This window comes from Streptomyces sp. NBC_00459, from assembly GCF_036013955.1.
Classification (GTDB): Bacteria; Actinomycetota; Actinomycetes; order Streptomycetales; family Streptomycetaceae; genus Streptomyces.
This window is the reverse complement of record NZ_CP107903.1, coordinates 7,266,744-7,286,049: the sequence shown is the minus strand read 5'-3', so window position 1 is coordinate 7,286,049 and position 19,306 is coordinate 7,266,744. Positions and strand designations below refer to the sequence as shown.

At 71.2% G+C, this 19,306-nt stretch carries 19 protein-coding genes; 7 read left to right on the top strand and 12 right to left on the bottom strand.

Translation table 11 applies throughout. The annotated features are described in order from the left end of the window. Window positions 1-10 precede the first annotated feature (10 nt). The 3 genes from OHN74_RS42955 to OHN74_RS32270 all read left to right on the top strand — a co-directional run bounded on the left by OHN74_RS42955 (window position 11) and on the right by OHN74_RS32270 (window position 1,210). Complete coding sequence (locus OHN74_RS42955; protein ID WP_371662941.1) at window positions 11-187, top strand: putative leader peptide; 177 nt, start codon at window positions 11-13, stop codon at window positions 185-187. Window positions 188-266: 79 nt separating this feature from the next. Then, a complete protein-coding gene (locus OHN74_RS32275) occupies window positions 267-812 on the top strand; it encodes a cysteine dioxygenase (RefSeq protein WP_327698080.1) in 546 nt (181 codons plus the stop codon). Continuing rightward, window positions 803-1,210 (top strand): rhodanese-like domain-containing protein, encoded by a 408-nt coding sequence (locus OHN74_RS32270; protein ID WP_327700354.1) that lies wholly within the window; start codon window positions 803-805, stop codon window positions 1,208-1,210. The genes OHN74_RS32275 and OHN74_RS32270 overlap by 10 nt, the downstream gene beginning before the upstream one ends. 143 nt (window positions 1,211-1,353) lie before the next feature. Here the strand turns inward: OHN74_RS32270 and recX are convergent, their stop codons facing one another. The 4 genes from recX to OHN74_RS32250 all read right to left on the bottom strand — a co-directional run bounded on the left by recX (window position 1,354) and on the right by OHN74_RS32250 (window position 5,380). Next, the gene (gene recX / locus OHN74_RS32265) at window positions 1,354-2,292 is read right to left on the bottom strand and encodes a recombination regulator RecX (protein WP_327698079.1); all 939 of its coding nucleotides are present in this window, start codon (window positions 2,290-2,292) and stop codon (window positions 1,354-1,356) included. A 6-nt stretch (window positions 2,293-2,298) separates the two neighbouring features. Next, complete coding sequence (recA, locus tag OHN74_RS32260; protein WP_327698078.1) at window positions 2,299-3,423, bottom strand: recombinase RecA; 1,125 nt, start codon at window positions 3,421-3,423, stop codon at window positions 2,299-2,301. 378 nt (window positions 3,424-3,801) lie between these two features. After that, a complete protein-coding gene (locus tag OHN74_RS32255) occupies window positions 3,802-5,103 on the bottom strand; it encodes an AI-2E family transporter (protein ID WP_327698077.1) in 1,302 nt (433 codons plus the stop codon). Window positions 5,104-5,185: 82 nt separating this feature from the next. Then, on the bottom strand, window positions 5,186-5,380 hold the full coding sequence (locus OHN74_RS32250) for a DUF3046 domain-containing protein (RefSeq protein ID WP_327698076.1): 195 nt from the start codon (window positions 5,378-5,380) through the stop codon (window positions 5,186-5,188). 80 nt (window positions 5,381-5,460) lie between these two features. Between OHN74_RS32250 and OHN74_RS32245 the strand changes: the two genes are divergently transcribed. Beyond that, window positions 5,461-6,405 (top strand): hypothetical protein, encoded by a 945-nt coding sequence (locus OHN74_RS32245; RefSeq protein WP_327698075.1) that lies wholly within the window; start codon window positions 5,461-5,463, stop codon window positions 6,403-6,405. Between the two features lie 27 nt (window positions 6,406-6,432). Here OHN74_RS32245 and OHN74_RS32240 read toward each other — a convergent pair whose 3' ends face one another. The 3 genes from OHN74_RS32240 to OHN74_RS32230 are packed head-to-tail and all read right to left on the bottom strand — an operon-like array spanning window position 6,433 to window position 8,338. After that, a complete protein-coding gene (locus tag OHN74_RS32240; RefSeq protein WP_327698074.1) occupies window positions 6,433-6,741 on the bottom strand; it encodes an AzlD domain-containing protein in 309 nt (102 codons plus the stop codon). Further along, window positions 6,738-7,475 carry an AzlC family ABC transporter permease gene (locus tag OHN74_RS32235; protein WP_327698073.1) on the bottom strand — a complete coding sequence of 246 codons (738 nt, stop codon included), beginning with the start codon at window positions 7,473-7,475 and terminating at the stop codon, window positions 6,738-6,740. Before OHN74_RS32235 ends, OHN74_RS32240 begins: the two co-directional genes overlap by 4 nt. Beyond that, the gene (locus OHN74_RS32230) at window positions 7,472-8,338 is read right to left on the bottom strand and encodes an AraC family transcriptional regulator (protein ID WP_327698072.1); all 867 of its coding nucleotides are present in this window, start codon (window positions 8,336-8,338) and stop codon (window positions 7,472-7,474) included. The genes OHN74_RS32235 and OHN74_RS32230 overlap by 4 nt, the downstream gene beginning before the upstream one ends. Before the next feature lie 334 nt (window positions 8,339-8,672). Between OHN74_RS32230 and OHN74_RS32225 the strand changes: the two genes are divergently transcribed. The 3 genes from OHN74_RS32225 to OHN74_RS32215 all read left to right on the top strand — a co-directional run bounded on the left by OHN74_RS32225 (window position 8,673) and on the right by OHN74_RS32215 (window position 15,314). Further along, on the top strand, window positions 8,673-13,532 hold the full coding sequence (locus OHN74_RS32225; RefSeq protein WP_327698071.1) for an ATP-dependent helicase: 4,860 nt from the start codon (window positions 8,673-8,675) through the stop codon (window positions 13,530-13,532). Window positions 13,533-13,596: 64 nt separating this feature from the next. Next, a complete protein-coding gene (locus OHN74_RS32220; protein ID WP_327698070.1) occupies window positions 13,597-14,436 on the top strand; it encodes an Fpg/Nei family DNA glycosylase in 840 nt (279 codons plus the stop codon). 113 nt (window positions 14,437-14,549) lie between these two features. Beyond that, complete coding sequence (locus OHN74_RS32215; protein ID WP_327698069.1) at window positions 14,550-15,314, top strand: SDR family NAD(P)-dependent oxidoreductase; 765 nt, start codon at window positions 14,550-14,552, stop codon at window positions 15,312-15,314. Here OHN74_RS32215 and OHN74_RS32210 read toward each other — a convergent pair. The 5 genes from OHN74_RS32210 to rimO all read right to left on the bottom strand — a co-directional run bounded on the left by OHN74_RS32210 (window position 15,262) and on the right by rimO (window position 19,273). Then, window positions 15,262-15,561, bottom strand: a complete 300-nt coding sequence (locus OHN74_RS32210) for a hypothetical protein (RefSeq protein ID WP_327698068.1) — start codon at window positions 15,559-15,561, stop codon at window positions 15,262-15,264. The two genes, OHN74_RS32215 and OHN74_RS32210, sit on opposite strands and share 53 nt — an antisense overlap. 284 nt (window positions 15,562-15,845) lie before the next feature. After that, window positions 15,846-16,220 carry a helix-turn-helix domain-containing protein gene (locus OHN74_RS32205; RefSeq protein ID WP_164318274.1) on the bottom strand — a complete coding sequence of 125 codons (375 nt, stop codon included), beginning with the start codon at window positions 16,218-16,220 and terminating at the stop codon, window positions 15,846-15,848. A 109-nt stretch (window positions 16,221-16,329) separates the two neighbouring features. After that, window positions 16,330-16,875, bottom strand: a complete 546-nt coding sequence (locus OHN74_RS32200) for a CinA family protein (protein ID WP_327698067.1) — start codon at window positions 16,873-16,875, stop codon at window positions 16,330-16,332. Next, complete coding sequence (gene pgsA, locus OHN74_RS32195; RefSeq protein ID WP_327698066.1) at window positions 16,872-17,711, bottom strand: CDP-diacylglycerol--glycerol-3-phosphate 3-phosphatidyltransferase; 840 nt, start codon at window positions 17,709-17,711, stop codon at window positions 16,872-16,874. The genes OHN74_RS32200 and pgsA overlap by 4 nt, the downstream gene beginning before the upstream one ends. Beyond that, complete coding sequence (gene rimO / locus OHN74_RS32190) at window positions 17,708-19,273, bottom strand: 30S ribosomal protein S12 methylthiotransferase RimO (RefSeq protein ID WP_327698065.1); 1,566 nt, start codon at window positions 19,271-19,273, stop codon at window positions 17,708-17,710. Before rimO ends, pgsA begins: the two co-directional genes overlap by 4 nt. Window positions 19,274-19,306: the final 33 nt, after the last annotated feature.

Sequence of the window (19,306 nt, the reverse complement as noted above, 5' to 3'; positions counted from 1 at the left end):
GCCTCCGTCCGTGCCCTCCGCCCCTCTCGTCGGAGTGCGTCCACATGGTGACAACGAGTTGACCGGTCAGCACCGTCATGCTGTACTCCGGAGCGTGACCGACGCCGACACCGATGTACGCCTGTGGCGGAGGGTCCATATGGACCTCGTCCGCTATGCGGGCTGCGTGTGTCGTCCGTCCTGCTGAATTCGCATCCCTTTTCCCGCGCGCACCGCTCTTCCGCGCCGCCGCGCGCTCCCCGCGAACGTTCACCAGGACGGTACCCGTGTCCGTGTCACCCTCCGTATCCGCACCCGCCCAGGTCCCAGGAACTCCCAAGACCCCGACGCAGGCGGACCTGCTCGACTTCGTACGACGTACGGCCGCCGACGCCGAGCTGATCGCATCCCTGCCGCTCGACCCCGAGGGCCGCACCTGGGTGCGCCTCGAAGGCCCCGGCGGCAGCGAGGCCTGGCTGATCGGCTGGCCGCCCGGCACCGGCACCGGCTGGCACGACCACGCCGACTCGGTCGGCGCCTTCCTCACCGCGGCCGGCGAGCTCAAGGAGAACTCGCTCGCCGCCCGGCTGCCCACCGACGGCTGGAAGACCCTGGAACTCACCGAGGGTGTCGACCGGGAGCGGCGACTGGCGGCCGGCCAGGGCCGGGGCTTCGGCCACCACCATGTGCACGAGGTCCTCAACGAGTCCCTCGACCGGCACGCGATCTCGGTCCACGCCTACTATCCGCCGCTGCCCCAGATCCGCCGCTACAGCCGTACGGGACAGGTGCTGCGGCTGGAGCACGTCGAGCGCCCGCAGGACTGGCAGTGAGCGAACAGCCGGTCGGAATCGACGAGTTGCTGGACCGCGTGCGCGAGACCTACGCGCGCGTGGAGACACAGGAGACATACAGGGCCGCGCAGGCGGGCGAAGCGCTGCTGGTGGACATCCGGTACTCGGCCCTGCGCGAGCGCGACGGCCTGATCCCCGGCGCACTCGTGGTCGAGCGCAACGAACTGGAGTGGCGCCTCGACCCTCGGGGCAGCCATCGCCTGCCTCAGGCGACCGGCCACGACCTACGGATCGTGGTCATCTGCAACGAGGGATACGCGTCGAGCCTCGCGGCCGTGTCCCTGCACCGGTTGGGGCTGCACCGGGCGACCGACCTGGTCGGCGGATTCCAGGCGTGGCGGGCGGCGGGGCTTCCGGTGACGGCTCGAGCGCACTGACACCCGAAGCCGCCGACCACCGTCCACCTGGCCCTGAACGCGGTCGGCGCCCCCGCGCGTCCACCGTGTCCAGGGCCGGGGACACGGACCTCCCGAGCGGACAACTGCCTCTCGGGACGGCCGAACCTCCGGCACCACCGGGCTCAGAACTCCTCGTCCGCAAGGAACTCGGTGTCCTCGCCCTCCTCTTCCAGGGCCTGCCGTACGACCCGCAGGGCCATGCCCTGCGGGTAGCCCTTACGGGCGAGCATTCCCGCGAGGCGTCGCAACCGCTTGTCGCGGTCGAGACCGCGTGTCGCACGCAGCCTGCGGGCGACGAGTTCACGCGCGGTCGTCTCCTCCTGCTCGGAGTCGAGCTGCCCGACAGCCTCGTCGATGAGCGTCGCGTCCACGCCCTTTGTACGCAGTTCCTGTACGAGTGCCCGCCGGGCCAGTCCCCGGCCGTGGTGGCGGGACTCGACCCAGGCGTCCGCGAACGCGCTGTCGTTGATCAGTCCGACCTCCTCGAACCGCGACAGCACCTCCTCGGCTGCCTCGTCCGGGATCTCGCGCTTGCGCAGGGCGTCCGCGAGCTGCTTCCGCGTGCGCGGGGTCCCGGTGAGCAGGCGCAGACAGATCGCCCGCGCCCGCTCAGCCGGATCCGCCGGCTGCTCCGCCTTCTCGGCCCTCGACGAGGAGACGGAACCTCCGTCCTGTGGGTCGCCGCCCGACTCGCCGAAGCCACGCTGCCGACGACGACCACGGCCACCGCGTGAGCCCTCGCCCCGTGAGTCCTCACCGCGCGAGCCGCCTTCGCCGTACGGGCCGCTCCCACCGCTCGGGGCACCGCCGCCACGGCGCCCACCGGCTCCGGGAGAACCGCCGCCGCGACGTCGGCCGCCCCCCGGCAGACCCTCACCGCGCCGCGGTCCGGCGTCTCCGTCATCCTCGTGCGCCCCGTCGCCTTCACGGGTTCCGCGGCCACCCCCGTATGGCCCGGCATCTCCGTAGGCGCTGTCACCGCCCCCGGCGGAGCCCCCGCCGCCCCGGTCTTCCGAGGCACCGGGGTAGGCGTACTCGGCCCAGTCGGTTCGTCGTGTCACGGCGGGCTAGCTCTTGACCGCCGTGGCCTTGGCCTTGGTGGTCTTGGCCGCCGGGGCGGGCACCGTCTTCGCGGCCTCGTCCGAGACGACCGTGACCGCCGCGTCCGCGCCCGGCTCGGCGGTGGGCTTCTCCGGCTTCACACCGACACCCAACTTCTCCAGGATCTTCTTCTCGATCTCGTTGGCGAGGTCGGGGTTGTCCTTCAGGAAGTTGCGCGCGTTCTCCTTGCCCTGGCCGAGCTGGTCGCCCTCGTACGTGTACCAGGCACCGGCCTTGCGGACGAAGCCGTTCTCCACGCCCATGTCGATCAGGCCGCCCTCGCGGCTGATGCCGTGCCCGTAGAGGATGTCGAACTCGGCCTGCTTGAACGGCGGCGCGACCTTGTTCTTGACGACCTTCACGCGGGTGCGGTTGCCGACCGCGTCGGTGCCGTCCTTCAGCGTCTCGATGCGACGGATGTCGAGCCGCACCGAGGCGTAGAACTTGAGCGCCCGGCCGCCGGTCGTGGTCTCCGGCGAGCCGAACATCACGCCGATCTTCTCGCGGAGCTGGTTGATGAAGATCGCGGTGGTCCCGGACTGGCTCAGCGCACCGGTGATCTTGCGGAGCGCCTGGCTCATCAGACGAGCCTGCAGACCCACGTGCGAGTCACCCATCTCGCCCTCGATCTCCGCACGCGGGACGAGCGCGGCGACGGAGTCGATGACGATGAGGTCGAGGGCGCCGGAGCGGACCAGCATGTCCACGATCTCCAGGGCCTGCTCGCCGTTGTCCGGCTGGGACAGGATCAGGTTGTCGATGTCGACGCCGAGCTTCTTCGCGTACTCGGGGTCGAGGGCGTGCTCCGCGTCCACGAAGGCGACCTGGCCGCCGGCCTTCTGCGCGTTCGCCACCGCGTGCAGGGTCAGGGTCGTCTTACCGGAGGACTCCGGGCCGTACACCTCCACTACTCGGCCGCGCGGCAGCCCGCCGACGCCGAGGGCGACGTCGAGCGCGGTCGACCCGGTGGGGATGACCTCGATGGGCTCATTCGGTCGCTCGCCCAGGCGCATCACTGCGCCCTTGCCGAACTGCCGTTCAATCTGTGCGAGTGCGGCGTCCAACGCCTTCTCGCGGTCGGTTCCTGCCATGGGTTCCACCCGGTTTGCTTGAGTCGATCGCTTCACGTCAAAGACGCTAACGCCTGCCACTGACAATGCGCCCCGACGCCCGTCCGGCCTGTGGATAACTCGGGCACATCTCCATGAAAACCCTGACGAAATCCCCGTCGAGAGCCTCGCCGGAACCTCAATCAGAATGGATGTTCGATTTTTGTGTCAAGCGCAACACTCGGCACCTCCGAGACTAGGTTCGCGATACGCCGACGGCCCGGATGTCGGGTTCGACACCCCAGGGGCACATGGCGCGGAGCGCCTACGACCGGACAGAACGGTGCCGGGCACGCCTGTCACACGGCCGGACGACTACACGGCATCCATCCATCGCCGGCGCGACGACCCGGGCGCCGCTCAGGCGGGCGTGGAGCCTTCCCCCGAGGCCCGCCCCGACCCCGATTCGGACGCCTCCGCGGAGTGCCCCGAATCCTCGGTGTCGGCACCCCGCCGCCCCTCCAACAGACTCCGCAGCCGCGTGAGGATGCTCGTGCCCCGGCTGCGGTGCCCCTGGACACGAGGATCGTCCGTGACGTCGTACCGCTTCACGTACGCCCCCAGGAACGCCTGGAGCGTGGCGACCGCCGGGATGGCGATCAGCGCCCCCACGGCGCCGAGCAGCGCGGTGCCGGCGATGACCGAACCGAAGGCGACCGCGGGGTGGATGTCCACGGTCTTCGCGGTCAGCTTGGGCTGGAGCACGTAGTTCTCGAACTGCTGGTAGAGCACGACGAAGACCAGCACCCACAGCGCGTACCAGGGATCGACGGTGAAGGCGATCAGCATCGGCAGCGCTCCCGCGAGATACGTGCCGATGGTCGGGATGAACTGCGACACCAGCCCCACCCAGACGGCGAGCACGGGCGCGTACGGCACGCTCAGGAACTCCAGCAGGACGTAGTGGGCGACCCCGGAGATCAGTGCCATCAGGCCGCGCGAGTACAGATAACCGCCGGTCTTGTCGACGGCGATCTCCCACGCGCGCAGCACCTCGGCCTGCCGGGCGGGCGGCAGTACGGAGCACAGCGCGCGGCGCAGTCTCGGCCCGTCGGCGGCGAAGTAGAACGCGAACAGGGTGATCATCAGCAGTTGGAAGAGGCCGCCCAGCACCTGGCCGGAGAGGTCCAGGACACCGGTGGCGCTGTTCTGTACATAACTGCGCAGCCAGTCGGAGCGGAGCAGGCCCTCCTGGACGTCCACCCGCTTCAGGTCGGTGTTGAAGTGCGCGTTGATCCAGCTGATGACGGAGTCGAGATAGTTCGGGAAGTCCTCGACGATCTTGATGATCTGGCCCGCGAGCATGGAGCCGAGCAGAGTGACGAACCCGGCGATCGCGATGAGCAGGCCGATGAAGACCAGGAAGGTGGCCAGTCCCCGGCGCATACCGCGCGACGACATGCGGCTCACCGCGGGTTCGATCGCGAGCGCGGCGAAGAACGCGATGAGGATGTTGATCAACAGGCCTGTGAGCTCGTGGAAGGCCCAACTGCCCAACTGGAACAGGCCGACGAGGGCGAGCGCCAGCATCATGGCGCGCGGCAGCCAGCGGGGCATGCGCGCGCTCTGCCCGGCGGTGGACCCGGCCGGGGGTGCGGGCGGCGTCGTGCCGAACGGGGACGCCTGTTGTCCGAGCTGTCCGGTCTCGTCTGTGGATGCCACGGAGCAAGTCTCGCCCACGCCACCGACAATCAGTTGCCACCCTGCGATCTACGCGGCCGAACAGCGCCGTTTCAGTGTGATTTCACCGGTTCTCCGAGGGAACGTTCATGGCCGCGCACACCACGCGCCACACGTCCTTCGCCTCCCAGCCGGCGTCCAGGGCCTCGTGCACGGTCCGTCCGCCGAGCTCCGTCATCACGTGATCGCGCGCGAACGTGTCGGCGTACCCCGAACCGAAGTGATCCGCCATCCGCTGCCAGAAGACCGTCAACCGCATGACTTCAGTATCCCGCCCCTGAGGGTGGGCCGATGCCGGGACCGCTCGCCGGGACCGCTCCGCGCCCTACGGTCTGACGCATGGCCGAAACAGGAGCAGCCCCACTCCCCCAGACGCCCCCCGCGCGTTCCCCGCTCTTCCGTGCCGAGCACTTCGTGTGGCTCACCGCGCGCGTGCTGGAGCAGCGCCGCTTCGCGTACCACTTCCTGAACGGAGGCGCCGACGCTGTCGAGACCGCGCTGGACGCCTATCGCAACGAGGACGGCGGATACGGCCACGCGCTGGAACCCGATCTGCGCGGCCCCGTCAGCCAGCCCCTGCACACCGGGCACGCACTGCGCGTCCTGGACGCCATCGGGCGCTGCGGCGGGCAGCGGGTGGAGCGCGTGTGCCGCTATCTGACGTCGGTCTCGGCGCCGGACGGCGCGCTGCCGGCGATCCACCCCAGCCAACGCGGCTATCCGGCGGCGCCGTTCATGTCGATCGTCGCCGACCCGCCGAGTGAACTCCTCGCCACGGGCCCTGTGGTGGGCCTGCTGCACCGCAACGAGGTGTGGCACGCCTGGCTGTTCCGGGCCACGGACTTCTGCTGGCAGGCGGTCGACTCCCTGGAGAAGTCCCATCCGTACGAGGTGGAGGCCGCGGTGGCCTTCCTGGACTCGGTCCCGGACCGCTCACGCGCGCAGGCGGCGGCCGACCGGCTGGGCCGCCTGGTACGCGAGCACCGGCTCGTGGCACTCGACCCGGAGCACCTCGACGCCTCCCCGGTGTCGCCCGGCTACGCCCCGGGCGAGCATCACTTCCCGTACGACTACGCGAGGACACCCGGCTCACTCGCGCGCGCGTGGTTCACGGACGAGGAGATGACACGTTCCCTCGACTTCCTCGCGAGCGAGCAGCGCGAGGACGGTGGCTGGCCCGTCCGCTGGCGCGCGTGGGCACCGGGCACCGCCCTGGAGGCACGCCCCATGGTGACGGTCGAGGCGCTGCGCACCCTGAAGGCGTACGGCCGTCCCATCGGCTGACGCCGGGAGCACGGGCGCGGCCGGCGCTCAGCCGGTCATCGCCCGCACCCCCGCCGTCACCGCTACGGCCGCCGCGACGACGAGCAGGAAGGGAGCACGCAGCACCAGCGCCACGGCGGCTGCGGCGAGCCCTGCGGCCTTCGCGTCCAGGACGAGCACCCGTCCGTCGGCGAAGGCCTGCTGGGCCGTGAGAGCGGCGAGGAGGGCCACGGGGAGCAGGGCTGCCAGCCGTCTGACGAGCGGACGCTCCAGGACACCGGCGGGCACGAGGAGCCCGAGGAGCTTGACGACGTAACAGCCGAGGGCGGTCGCAGCGACCGCGATCCAGACGTTCAACGGTCCACACCCTTCTCGTCCCTTGCCCCACGACGGCCCTGTACCCAGAGAACGGCGGGCGCCGCGAGCGCGGCCACCAGAACCGGCACGCCGGCCGGCAGTACGGGCAGCAGACCGAGCCCCAGCAGCACGGCGAGGCCCGCGACAGCGCGCTCGACACCGGACTTCAGCATCGGCGCGAGCAGCGCCAGGAAGACTGCGGGCCCGGCGGCGTCCAGACCCCAGACGTCGGTGTCCCCGATGGCCTCGGCCCCGAGCCCGCCGAGCAGCGTCGTGAGGTTCCACAGCACGTACAGGGTGAGTCCGGTGACGGCGAACCCGATACGGGCGCCGCGCCGTGTGGGCTGCGCCAGGGCGACCGCCGTGGTCTCGTCGATGACCCAGTGGGCCGCGAACGGACGCACCGCGCGCGGGAGGGCCAACAACTGCGACAGACGGAGCCCGTAGAAGGCGTTGCGCACCCCCAGGAAGAAGGCACCCGCTGCCGCGGTGAGCGGATTGCCGCCGGCCGCGAGCGCGCCCACGAGCGCGAACTGGGAGGCCCCGGTGAACACCAGGAGGCTGAGCGCACAGGTCTGCAGAAGCGTGAGCCCACTGCCGACCGACGTCACCCCGAAGGCGAACCCGGACAGTCCGACGGCGACCCCGACTCCGAGGGCGTCTCGTACGACGGCTGCGTCCGGCTTGCCTCCGTCGTCGCCACGTATGTCTGTGAGAGCTGTCTGTTCTGTCACCCGTCGGACGGTAGGAGCAGGTGCCCCGTCGGGTCTTGTACGTTCTTGCGCTCACGCTGGTACGCCCCCGGGGGCACGCCCACGATCCGGGTGAAGTGCCGGTTGAGGTGCGGCTGATCGGTGAAGCCGACGGCGACTGCCGCGTCGGCGGGTGCGGTACCCGCGTCAAGCAGCCGCCGCGCCCGTCGCACGCGCGCATCCGTCAGCCAGGCGTGCGGCGGCAACCCGTATGTGTCACGGAACGCCCGCAGCAGCGCGAAGGGACTGGTGCCCAGGTCTGTGGCGAGTTTCTCCAGAGTCGGCGGCCCGGCCATCGTCTCCTCCAGCACGGCACGCGCGCGTGCCGCGATCCGCCCGCCCGCCGTGGGCACCACTCGTTTCTGAAGGGCCCCGCCATTGAGTCTGAGCAGCCGGGTCACCACCACCCGCAACAGTGTGTCGGCCGCCAACGGGTTGCCCTGCTCGGCCGCACGCAGCACCTCATGCACGAGAGCGACCGAGTACGGGTCGTCGAACACGGGAGCGACAAAGCCCGGGGTCCCCCGAATCACCGTGGTCTCCGCGGCGATCTCGGCCACCACCTCGGGCGCCGGGTAGACAGCCCCGTACCGCCACCCCTCGGGAACCCCCGCGCGCCCCGTGTGCGGCGTATCGGGATTGACCAGCGCGAGCGCCCCCGAGCCCGCGTACTGGTCGTCGCCCCGATGACGGAAGACCTCCACGCCTTCGGTGATGGCGGCGATGACGAAGTTCTCGTGCGTGTGCCGGACAAAGGTCTTGTGGATGTACCGCGCACGCAGAAGATCGACACCGGGCAACTCCGCGTACTGCCAGTGCCGAGCCCGCTCACCCGAACCCGCCATTCCCCCATTCTCCGCGAAGGAGACTCAGCCCGCCGAGGCGGCGCACCCCCACGCACCCGCAGCCGCGGACGGCGAAAAGGGGACGTGTCGGGGGTGTCCGCCCGCAGCGGCCGGCGCGTCAACACCGCCAAGTCGGTGAAGAGCCGATTCCGCGCCCGCCCGAGGACGGATACCCCCGACGCGGCCCCGACCACAGCACAACCGCAGGCATGACCACGGACCGGTAGCCCGCGCACAACCGTGCCAACTCACCACCGCCCCGCCCGCCGCCCCACCGCCGGAGGCAAACTCGCAGGTCAGGGCAATTGTCAGTGCCGAGGTGCAGGATGGACGCATGGTCAGCTCCGCACACCGAGCCCTCGACGGCTTCTCCCCCGCGACCCGCGGCTGGTTCACGGGGGCCTTCTCCGCGCCCACCGCGGCCCAGGCCGGCGCGTGGGCGGCCATCGGTGAGGGCTCGGACGTGCTGGTGGTCGCCCCGACCGGCTCCGGCAAGACCCTGGCGGCTTTCCTCGCCGCACTCGACCGGCTCACCTCGACACCCCCGCCGGCCGACCCCCACAAGCGCTGCCGTGTGCTCTATGTGTCACCGCTCAAGGCCCTTGCGGTCGACGTGGAACGCAACCTGCGCAGTCCTCTCACGGGCATCCGCCAGGAATCCGTCCGCCTGGGTCTGCCCGAGCCCGAGGTCAAGGTGGGCATCCGCTCCGGCGACACCCCTCCCGCCGAGCGCCGCGCCCTGGCCACCCGCCCGCCGGACATCCTGATCACCACCCCCGAGTCGCTGTTCCTGATGCTCACGTCGGCCGCGCGCGACGCGCTGACAGGCGTGGAGACGGTGATCCTGGACGAGGTGCACGCGGTCGCGGGCACCAAACGCGGCGCGCATCTCGCGCTGTCCCTGGAGCGGCTGGACGAGCTGCTGCCGAGGCCCGCCCGCCGCATCGGCCTCTCGGCGACCGTCCGCCCCGTCGACGAGATCGCGCGCTACCTCTCACCCCAGCGCAAGGTGGAGATCGTCCAGCCCAAGTCCGACAAGGAGTTCGACCTCTCGGTCGTCGTCCCGGTGGAGGACCTGGGCGAACTGGGCGGCTCCCCGGTCGCCGACGCGAACGAGGGGGCCGAACGGCCCTCCATCTGGCCGCACGTCGAGGAGCGGATCGCAGATCTCGTCCAGGCGCACCGCTCGACGATCGTGTTCGCCAACTCCCGGCGCCTCGCGGAGCGTCTGTGCAACCGGCTCAACGAGATCGCGTACGAGCGGGCCACCGGCGAGCCCCTCGCCGAACACCACGCTCCCGCCGAGCTGATGGGCGGGTCGGGCGCGGCCCAGGGCGCGCCTCCGGTCATCGCCCGGGCCCACCACGGATCGGTCTCCAAGGAGCAGCGCGCGCTCGTCGAGGAGGATCTCAAGGCGGGCCGGCTGCCCGCCGTGGTGGCCACCTCCAGCCTCGAACTGGGCATCGACATGGGAGCCGTGGACCTGGTCATCCAGGTCGAGTCGCCCCCGTCCGTGGCCTCCGGGCTGCAGCGCGTCGGCCGCGCCGGACACCAGGTGGGCGCGGTCTCCACGGGCGTCGTCTTCCCCAAGTACCGGGGTGACCTCGTCCAGGCGGCCGTGGTCACCGAGCGCATGCGCACCGGTTCCATCGAGTCCCTGCGGGTCCCCGCCAACCCCCTGGACGTCCTCGCCCAACAGCTCGTCGCGATGGTCGCGCTGGACACCTGGCAGGTCGACGACCTGCTGGCCACGGTCCGCCGGGCGGCGCCCTTCGCCTCCCTCCCTGAGTCGGCGTTCACCGCGGTCCTCGACATGCTCGCGGGCCGCTATCCGTCCGACGCGTTCGCGGAGTTGCGCCCACGTGTGGTGTGGGACCGCGTCGCAGGCACCGTGACCGGCCGCCCTGGCGCGCAGCGACTCGCCGTCACCTCGGGGGGCACGATTCCCGACCGCGGGCTGTTCGGGGTCTTCCTCGCCGGCGCCGACCCGAAGAAGGGCGGCGGCCGGGTCGGCGAGCTCGACGAGGAGATGGTGTACGAGTCCCGCGTGGGGGACGTCTTCACGCTCGGCACGAGTTCCTGGCGCATCGAGGACATCACTCGCGACCGTGTCCTGGTGTCCCCCGCTCCCGGTGTCCCCGGCCGCCTCCCCTTCTGGAAGGGCGACCAGCTGGGCCGCCCGCTCGAACTGGGCCGCGCGGTGGGCGCGTTCCTGCGTGAGGTCGGTTCCCTGCCCGAGGAGGACGCCCGTCTCCGGCTCCTCGCCGCCGGCCTCGACACCTGGGCCGCCGGCAACGTGCTCTCCTACCTGGCCGAACAGCGTGAGGCCTGCGGCCACATCCCGGACGACCGGACCATCGTCGTGGAGCAGTTCCGCGACGAACTGGGTGACTGGCGGGTCGTCGTCCACTCCCCCTTCGGCGCCCAGGTGCACGCGCCGTGGGCGCTGGCGCTCGGCGCCCGCCTCTCCGAGCGGTACGGCATGGACGCGCAGGTCATGCACGCCGACGACGGGATCGTGCTGCGCCTCCCGGACGCCGATCTGATGAGCCTGGACCTGCTGGACCAGGAGCCGGTGAAGACCGGCATGGAGTACGACGCCGAGAAGGCTCCCGTGGGCGCCGCGGACGTCGCCTTCGACAAGGGCGAGGTCAATCAGATCGTCACCGACCAGGTCGGCGGCTCTGCCCTGTTCGCGGCCCGCTTCCGCGAGTGCGCCGCGCGCGCCCTGCTGCTCCCGCGCCGCAGCCCCGGCAAACGCACCCCCCTGTGGCAGCAGCGCCAGCGCGCCTCCCAACTGCTCCAGGTGGCAAGCGAGTTCGGATCGTTCCCCATCGTTCTCGAAGCGGTCCGCGAGTGCCTCCAGGACGTCTTCGACGTGCCCGGGCTCGTGGAGTTGATGGGCGACATCGAGTCCCGCAAAGTGCGCCTGGTCGAGGTCACCACCCCCGAGCCCTCCCCCTTCGCCCGCTCTCTCCTCTTCGGGTACGTCGCACAGTTCCTGTACGAGGGCGACTCACCGCTGGCCGAGCGGCGCGCCGCCGCCCTGTCGCTGGACTCGCGGCTGCTGGCCGAGCTGCTGGGCCAGGCGGAGCTGCGCGAACTGCTCGACGCCGAGGTACTGACCGAGCTGGAGCGGGAACTCCAGTGGCTGACCGAGGACCGACGCGCGAAGGACGCCGAGAGCGTCGCCGACCTGCTGCGCCTGCTCGGCCCGCTCACGGATGCCGAGCTGGCCGAGCGCGGCGCCGATCCGCGGTGGGCCCCGGAACTGGCCGGCGCCCGCCGCGCGATCCGGGTCCGTATCGGCGGCGCCGACCACTGGGCGGCGATCGAGGACGCCGGCCGCCTGCGCGACGCACTCGGTACGGCGTTGCCTGTCGGCGTCCCGGAGGCCTTCACCGAGCCGGTCAAGGACCCGCTCGGCGACCTGCTCGCCCGCCACGCCCGCACTCACGGCCCGTTCACCTCGGCCACGGCGGCCACCCGTTTCGGCCTGGGCGTGGCCGTCACCGAGGGCGCGCTTCAGCGTCTGGCGGCGAACGGCCGCGTCGTACAAGGAGAGTTCCACCCGGCCGGCATCGGCCAGGAGTGGTGCGACGCGACGGTCCTGCGCCGTCTCCGGCGCCGCTCCCTGGCCGCCCTGCGACACGAACTGGAGCCGGTGCCGCCCGCGGCGCTCGCCCAGTTCCTGCCGCAGTGGCAGCACATCGGCAAGGGCCACGGCCTGCGCGGCGTCGACGGACTGGTCCGCGCGGTCGAGCAGCTGCAGGGCGCCTCCGTACCGGCATCCGCCCTGGAGAAGCTGGTCCTGCCGTCCCGGGTGGCGAACTACGCCCCTGCGATGCTCGACGAACTCACGGCAGCCGGGGAGATCGTCTGGGCCGGGGCGGGTGCCCTCCCCGGAAAGGACGGCTGGGTGTCCCTGTACCTGGCGGACACGGCTCCGCTGCTCCTGCCACCGCCCCACCCCCTGGAGCCCACCGCACTCCACCAGTCCGTCCTCGACGCCCTGACCGGGGGCTACGGGCTCTTCTTCCGCCAGATCGCCGACCAGGTCCGCGCCACCACGCACCCGGACGCCACGGACCCCCAGCTGGCCGACACCGTGTGGGACCTGGCCTGGTCGGGCCGTCTCACGAACGACACGCTCGCCCCGATGCGCGCGCTCCTCGGCTCGGGCCGAACTGCGGGCTCGACGGCACACCGGGCGAAGCGCGCCGTCCCGCGCGGCAGATACGGCTCGTTGACGGCCGCCGCCCGCCCCGCCTCGCGCAGCGGCCCACCCACCGTGGCCGGCCGCTGGTCCCTGCTCGCCGAACCTGAGCCCGACGCCACCGTCCGCGCCCACGCCCTGGCACGCACTCTGCTCGACCGCCATGGGGTCGTGACCCGGGGAGCTGTTTCGGCGGAGGGCGTCGAGGGAGGCTTCTCAGCCGTGTACCGCATTCTCTCCGCCTTCGAAGACAGCGGTCAGGCCCGTCGCGGCTACGTGGTGGAGGGCCTCGGCGCCGCCCAGTTCGCCATGGACGGCGCGGTGGACCGCCTCCGGGCGACAGCGAACTCCCGAGACCGCGGCGACTCCCGGCCCGCCCAGGCTTTCGGCACCGGCACGGCAGACGCAGTCGACGCCACCTCCCCCGTGGGCCACGGCCACGCCTTCGTGGAGGACTTCGACCTCGGCTTCAGCACCGAGTCCCCCCACACCCCCTCCGTCCCGAACACCCGCGACTCCGCCCACGGCTTCGCCGGAAGCGCCTGGTCCCGCGCCTCGCCCACCCCCTCTGCCGTCTCCTCCGGAGCCACCCGCGCCGTCGTCCTCGCCGCCGCCGACCCGGCGAACGCGTACGGTGCCGCACTCCCCTGGCCCGAACCCCCCACCGGCGCCGGCCACAAACCGGGGCGTAAGGCAGGTTCACTGGTGGTGCTGGTCGACGGGGAGCTGACGCTCTACATGGAGCGCGGCGGCAAGACGCTGCTGGCCTGGCCCTCCGAACCGGACGCCCGGACGACCGAGGACGAGCGTCTGCGCGCGGCGTCGGAAACCCTAGCCGCGGCGGCACGCGCGGGTTCCCTGGGCACGGTCACGGTGGAGCGAGTCAACGGCGCCTCAGCCCTCACCTCCCCCTTCGGCACCCTCCTCGAAGGAGCGGGCTTCATCGCGACCCCGCGTGGCCTCCGCCTGCGCGCCTGACCACCTGCTCACCTGCTCACCTGCTCAGAGACCCCGCCCCACCCCGACATGTCACCCTGGACCCATGCCCGAAGGTGACACGGTCTGGCAGGCCGCGAGGCGACTGCACAACGCACTCGCCGGCAAGGTGCTGACCCGCTCCGACCTCCGTGTGCCCAAGTACGCCACAGCCGACCTCACCGGCCGCTCGGTCCTGGAGGTCACCCCGCGCGGCAAACACCTCCTCACCCGTGTCGAGGGCGGCCTGACCCTGCACTCGCATCTGCGGATGGACGGCTCCTGGAAGATCTACGAGAACGGCCAACGCTGGAGCGGTGGCCCGTCGCACCAGATCCGGGCGATCCTCGGCACCGCGGACCGCACAGCCGTCGGCTACCGCCTCCCCGTACTCGAACTCCTGCGCACCACCGACGAACACCGGGCCGTCGGCCATCTCGGCCCCGACCTCCTGGGCCCGGACTGGGACCCCGAGCAGGCTCTCGCCAACCTCCTCGCGGACCCCGCCCGTCCTCTGGGCGAAGCCCTGCTCGACCAGCGCAACCTCGCCGGCATCGGCAATGTCTACAAGAGCGAGCTGTGCTTCCTTCTGGGCGCGACCCCGTGGCTAGCCGTCGGCGACCTTCCTCCCGACCGCACCGCGAAGCTGCCCTCACTCGCGAAAAAACTCCTCGAAGCCAACCGGGACCGCCCCATCCGCAGTACGACGGGCCGCCGCGGCCAGGACCTCTTCGTGTACGGCCGGGCACCCCGCCCCTGTCTTCGCTGCCGGACACCGGTCCGCAGCGCCGACCAGGGCGACGGCTCACGCGAACGCCCCACCTACTGGTGCCCGACCTGCCAACTGGGCCCGGCCCCCGCCCCCGGCGCCACCAGAGCACAGCGCAAGCCGCTCCCGTACGGCTGACGCCACAAACGCACCACGCACCTCACATCCACGCACCTCACGCCAACGCCCTTCAGAACCGAACCGTGCACGAACAATTGACGATCCGTCAGAAACCCTCGTACCGTCCCAGCATGCCCGTACAGGCGTACGACCTCACCGGACGCACCGCATTCGTCACCGGGGCCGCCAGCGGCATCGGACGCGCATCCGCCGTACTGCTCGCCGAGGCGGGCGCCCTGGTGCACTGCGCCGACCGGGACGCGCAGGGACTGCACGAGACCGCGACCCTGATCAAGGGCATCGGCGGCACGGCCCGTACCCACCACGTGGACGTCACCGACAGCGCCCAGGTCCGCCAGGCCGTGGCCGGGTGTGGGCGGCTGGACGTCATGGCGGCGGTCGCCGGGATCATGCACAGCAGCCCCGTCCTGGAGACCCGCGAGGAGGATCTCGACCGGGTCCTGGGCGTCAACTTCAAGGGCGTGCTGTACGCCTGCCAGGAGGCCGCACGCCTGATGATCTCCGGGAACACCAGGGGCAGCATCATCACCATGGCCTCGGGCGCCATCGACACCGGCAACCCCGGCCTGCTCTGCTACGGCGTCGCCAAGGCAGCCGTCGTCCAACTGACGAAGACGCTGGCCGCCGAGGTCGGGCGCCATGGCATCCGCGTCAACGCGGTCGCGCCGGGCTGGATCCGTACGCCGATGACCGACCGCCACGACGGCGAGGCCCAGGCGCACACCGAGGCGCTGATGTCCCGGCTGGCACCACTGGGCCGGGTCGGCGAACCGGAGGAGGTCGCCCACGCGGTGCTGCACCTGGCGTCCGACGCGTCAGCGTTCACGACGGGCCAGATCCTCCGCCCGAACGGCGGCGTGGCGATGCCCTGGTAGACCCAGCAGCGCCATCACCGGCACCCGCACCGGCGCGCCCCCGTACGACCCCCGTGACTGCCACGATCCGCGCCGCCCGAGCCTTCGGCACACAGTGCACCGGCAGCAGGCTCAGCCCCCACCCGCCGGCCGCGACCGCCCCTTCAAGCACCCCCGCACCGGGCGCCAGCGCGAGCCGCAGGACGGCCCACCACCACACGGCACCGAGCCCCAGCAGCGCCCCCCGGCGAACTATCCGCACCGCCATGGCCCACCTCCAGCCCCACGCTAGAACGCCACGCTCACCCGCACACAGGGCGCATCACCGGCACAGAGGCGCACCGCTTTCCCACAGACGGCCGCCCGGAAAACCCGCACGCGCCCGCCTCTCCCCACCATGACCGCCCCACGACCCACCGGCAAACGCACCCATGGACGGACCCACGAGAGTGCGCGAAACGTGCGCGCAACGCGAAAACCCCGACCGCGCTCCTCCGGGTCTCCCCGGAGAAGCCCCGGCCGGGGCTCTCACACACTCAATTCTCGTGCACCTCAGGCGGCGACGACATCCACCGCCTCGGCGGGCGCCTTGATGGTCACCCGTTCCGGTGGCACACCGGCCACCGATACGGAACCCAGCCTCGGACGCACCGGCGTGGGTACAGGTTCGTTGGCCGCAGCAGACTGGGCCAGCTCGGCGAGGGCGAGGTCATCGCTCACTTCCCGCATGAGCTCGGACATCCGTACGTCCAGCGCGTCGCAGATCGCGGACAGCAGCTCGGAGGATGCCTCCTTCTGCCCCCGCTCCACCTCGGAGAGATAGCCGAGTGAGACTCGGGCGGACGAGGAGACTTCGCGCAGAGTACGGCCCTGGCGCTGGCGCTGCCGACGCAGCACGTCACCCAGCAGGCGACGGAGCAGAATCATCGGTGGCTCCCTCCTCGGACCGTGTAGCCGCATCCTTCACGCCCCACCGTACCGCCTTGCGCCGCGGCCGTGCGGGGAGCGATGTCGTGTTCACTCAGGGCTGCAAACATCAGGTCCCCCCGTTCTGTTCCGTATCCTGTGCCCGCTCGTTTCCGGTCTGTTCGCCCGCGATCTCCTCCAGGAGGAGTGCGAGTACGCTCCGTACACTCTCCATACGAATTTCCGCCCGGGAGCCGTTCAACCGCAGCGCCGCCACTTTTCCGCCACCTGCGAAACCGGAATCCGCTGCGCGAGGGCCTTCCACGGCCACGAAAACGGTCCCGACGGGCTGCCCGTCCTGCGGTTCCGGGCCGGCGACACCGGTCGTCGCGATACCCCAGTCGGCGCCGAGAATCCTGCGGGCTCCGGCCGCCATCTGGGCCGCGACCTGCGGATCCACCGCTCCTCGGGTGGCCAGCAGAGTGGCGTCGACACCCAGCACCTGGTGCTTCAGATCGGTCGCGTACGCCGTCACCGCCCCCCGGAACACCTTGGAGGCTCCGGGCACCGATGTGATCTCCGCCGCGACCAGGCCCCCCGTGAGGGACTCCGCGACAGCGAGCGTCCCGCCTCTCACTGTCAGTAGTCTCACCACGTCGGCGGCCATGGAACTCACCGTTCCGCCTCCATGGCCGCGGCCTCGCGGTCGGCGATTCCCTGGTTGCGCAGCACAATGGCCTGTCTTACGTAGTCGAGCCCGGTCACCACGGTCAGCACCACCGCCGCAGCCATCACCCAGAACCTCAGTGTCGCCAGCGGTCCCGTCAGCGCCAGTACGTACATCCCGACGGCCACGCCCTGCGTGAGCGTCTTGAGCTTGCCGCCACGGCTCGCGGGGATCACGCCGTAGCGGATCACGATGAAGCGCAGGAGGGTGATCCCGAGCTCACGCCCGAGGATCACACCGGTCACCCACCAGGGCAGATCACCGAGCGCGGAGAGACAGATCAGCGCCGACCCCATGATCGCCTTGTCCGCGATGGGATCGGCGATCTTCCCGAAGTCGGTGACAAGGTCGTACGTACGCGCGAGGTGGCCGTCGAAGATGTCGGTGATCATGGCGACGGCGAAGGCCGCCCAGGCAAGCGAGCGCCACGCCGGGTCGTACCCGCCGTCGGCCAGCATCAGGGCCACGAAGCCTGGCACAAGCAGCAGGCGGATCATCGTAAGAATGTTCGCGATGTTCCAGAGGCTGGCCTGATTGACGGCGGCGGCGCCCAACTTCCCACCGCGGACCGCCTTTCCAGCCTCCTGATCACCGGAGACCAGGGGGTCGGCAGGGGACCCGGACACCCCGGAGTCCACAGCGGCGCCGAAGGCCCCGGGGGCGGCCGAGGGGCCGGCAGCCCCGGTGGCACCCATCGCGCCCGGCACAGCCACCGCACCCGGCACGCTCTTGGCGTTTCGCGCGCTGGAGGAGCCGCTCGCTGCGGATGCCGGGACTCCGGTCATCTGGCCGCCTCCTCTGAATGCGAACACGCGAGCGAGCCAACCGAGCCCGGGAGCAGCTCGGCGAGCAGGTCGACACCTTCTGTACCGACCACTTTCGCCTCGACCATACGACCGACGCTCAGCTCTTCGCCGCTCGTGAGACCCGCGAAGTCCTCGAAGTTGGTGAACTGCACCTGTCCGTCGGTCTCCGGCGCCTGGTGCGCGCCACGGCCGTACGCGCCCTCCTCGCCGCCCACCGACTCGACCAGCACGTGCACCGTCTCGCCGACGCGTTCCTCCGCGCGCTGCGAGACCAGTTCCTCGGCCAGCCGCGACACCCGGGCGAGCCGGGCCTCGACCACGTCCTCGTCGAGCTTGTTCTCGTACGTCGCCGCTTCCGTGCCGTCCTCGTCGGAGTACCCGAAGACACCGATGGCGTCCAGGCGCGCGTTGGTCAGGAACCGCTCCAGCTCCGCCAGGTCGGCCTCGGTCTCACCGGGGAAGCCCACGATGAAGTTGGACCGCACGCCGGCCTGCGGCGCCTTGCCCCGGATGGTGTCGAGCAGCTCCAGGAAGCGGTCCGTGTCACCGAAGCGCCGCATCGCGCGCAGCACGTCGGGCGCGGAGTGCTGGAAGGAGAGGTCGAAGTAGGGAGCGACCTTCGGGGTCGAGGTCAGTACGTCGATGAGCCCGGGACGCATCTCGGCGGGCTGGAGGTAGCTCACCCGCACCCGCTCGATGCCGTCGACGTCCGCGAGCTCGGGCAGCAGCGACTCCAGCAGCCGGATGTCGCCCAGGTCCTTGCCGTACGAGGTGTTGTTCTCGGAGACGAGCATGACCTCCTTGACGCCCTGCTCGGCGAGCCACCTGGTCTCGTTCAGTACGTCGCTCGGGCGGCGCGAGATGAAGGAGCCGCGGAAGGACGGGATGGCGCAGAAGGTGCAGCGCCGGTCGCAGCCGGAGGCGAGCTTCACCGAGGCGACGGGCGCGCCGTCGAGTCGTCGGCGCAGAGGCGCACGGGGGCCGGAGACCGGGGCGACGCCTTCGGGAAGGTCGGCAGGAACCTCGACCGGTTCCACCGGCGCGGCGACCGGGTCGGTGTCCGCCGCGGCGCCATGCCCCGGAAGGGCGACGCCCGCACCCGCGCCCTGCCGCTCCGCCGGGCTGATCGGCAGCAGCTTGCGCCGGTCGCGCGGGGTGTGCGAAGCGTGGATACCGCCGTTCAGGATGGTCTGCAGGCGGTCCGAGATGTCGGCGTAGTCGTCGAAGCCGAGCACGCCGTCCGCCTCGGGGAGCGCCTCGGCGAGTTCCTTGCCGTACCGCTCGGCCATGCAGCCCACCGCCACGACGGCCTGGGTTCTGCCGTGCCCCTTGAGGTCATTGGCCTCCAGGAGGGCGTCGACGGAGTCCTTCTTGGCGGCCTCGACGAAGCCACAGGTGTTGACGACAGCGACGTCCGCGTCCTCGGCGTCCTCCACGAGTTGCCAGCCGTCCGCCTCCAAGCGGCCTGCGAGCTCCTCCGAGTCCACCTCGTTACGGGCGCAGCCAAGGGTGACAAGTGCGACGGTACGGCGTTCAGGCATGGGCTCAAGACTACTTCGTCCCACTGACACCCC

What these genes read in the sequence shown, in the direction of transcription:
- recA (WP_327698078.1), bottom strand. Translation starts at nt 3,423, where the DNA reads ATGGCAGGAACCGACCGCGAGAAGGCGTTGGACGCCGCACTCGCACAG.
- OHN74_RS32225 (WP_327698071.1), top strand. Translation starts at nt 8,673, where the DNA reads ATGGTCAGCTCCGCACACCGAGCCCTCGACGGCTTCTCCCCCGCGACC.
- OHN74_RS32205 (WP_164318274.1), bottom strand. Translation starts at nt 16,220, where the DNA reads ATGATTCTGCTCCGTCGCCTGCTGGGTGACGTGCTGCGTCGGCAGCGC.
- rimO (WP_327698065.1), bottom strand. Translation starts at nt 19,273, where the DNA reads ATGCCTGAACGCCGTACCGTCGCACTTGTCACCCTTGGCTGCGCCCGT.
- OHN74_RS32250 (WP_327698076.1), bottom strand. Translation starts at nt 5,380, where the DNA reads ATGCGGTTGACGGTCTTCTGGCAGCGGATGGCGGATCACTTCGGTTCG.
- OHN74_RS32220 (WP_327698070.1), top strand. Translation starts at nt 13,597, where the DNA reads ATGCCCGAAGGTGACACGGTCTGGCAGGCCGCGAGGCGACTGCACAAC.
- OHN74_RS32210 (WP_327698068.1), bottom strand. Translation starts at nt 15,561, where the DNA reads ATGGCGGTGCGGATAGTTCGCCGGGGGGCGCTGCTGGGGCTCGGTGCC.
- pgsA (WP_327698066.1), bottom strand. Translation starts at nt 17,711, where the DNA reads ATGACCGGAGTCCCGGCATCCGCAGCGAGCGGCTCCTCCAGCGCGCGA.
- OHN74_RS32230 (WP_327698072.1), bottom strand. Translation starts at nt 8,338, where the DNA reads ATGGCGGGTTCGGGTGAGCGGGCTCGGCACTGGCAGTACGCGGAGTTG.
- OHN74_RS32245 (WP_327698075.1), top strand. Translation starts at nt 5,461, where the DNA reads ATGGCCGAAACAGGAGCAGCCCCACTCCCCCAGACGCCCCCCGCGCGT.
- OHN74_RS32215 (WP_327698069.1), top strand. Translation starts at nt 14,550, where the DNA reads ATGCCCGTACAGGCGTACGACCTCACCGGACGCACCGCATTCGTCACC.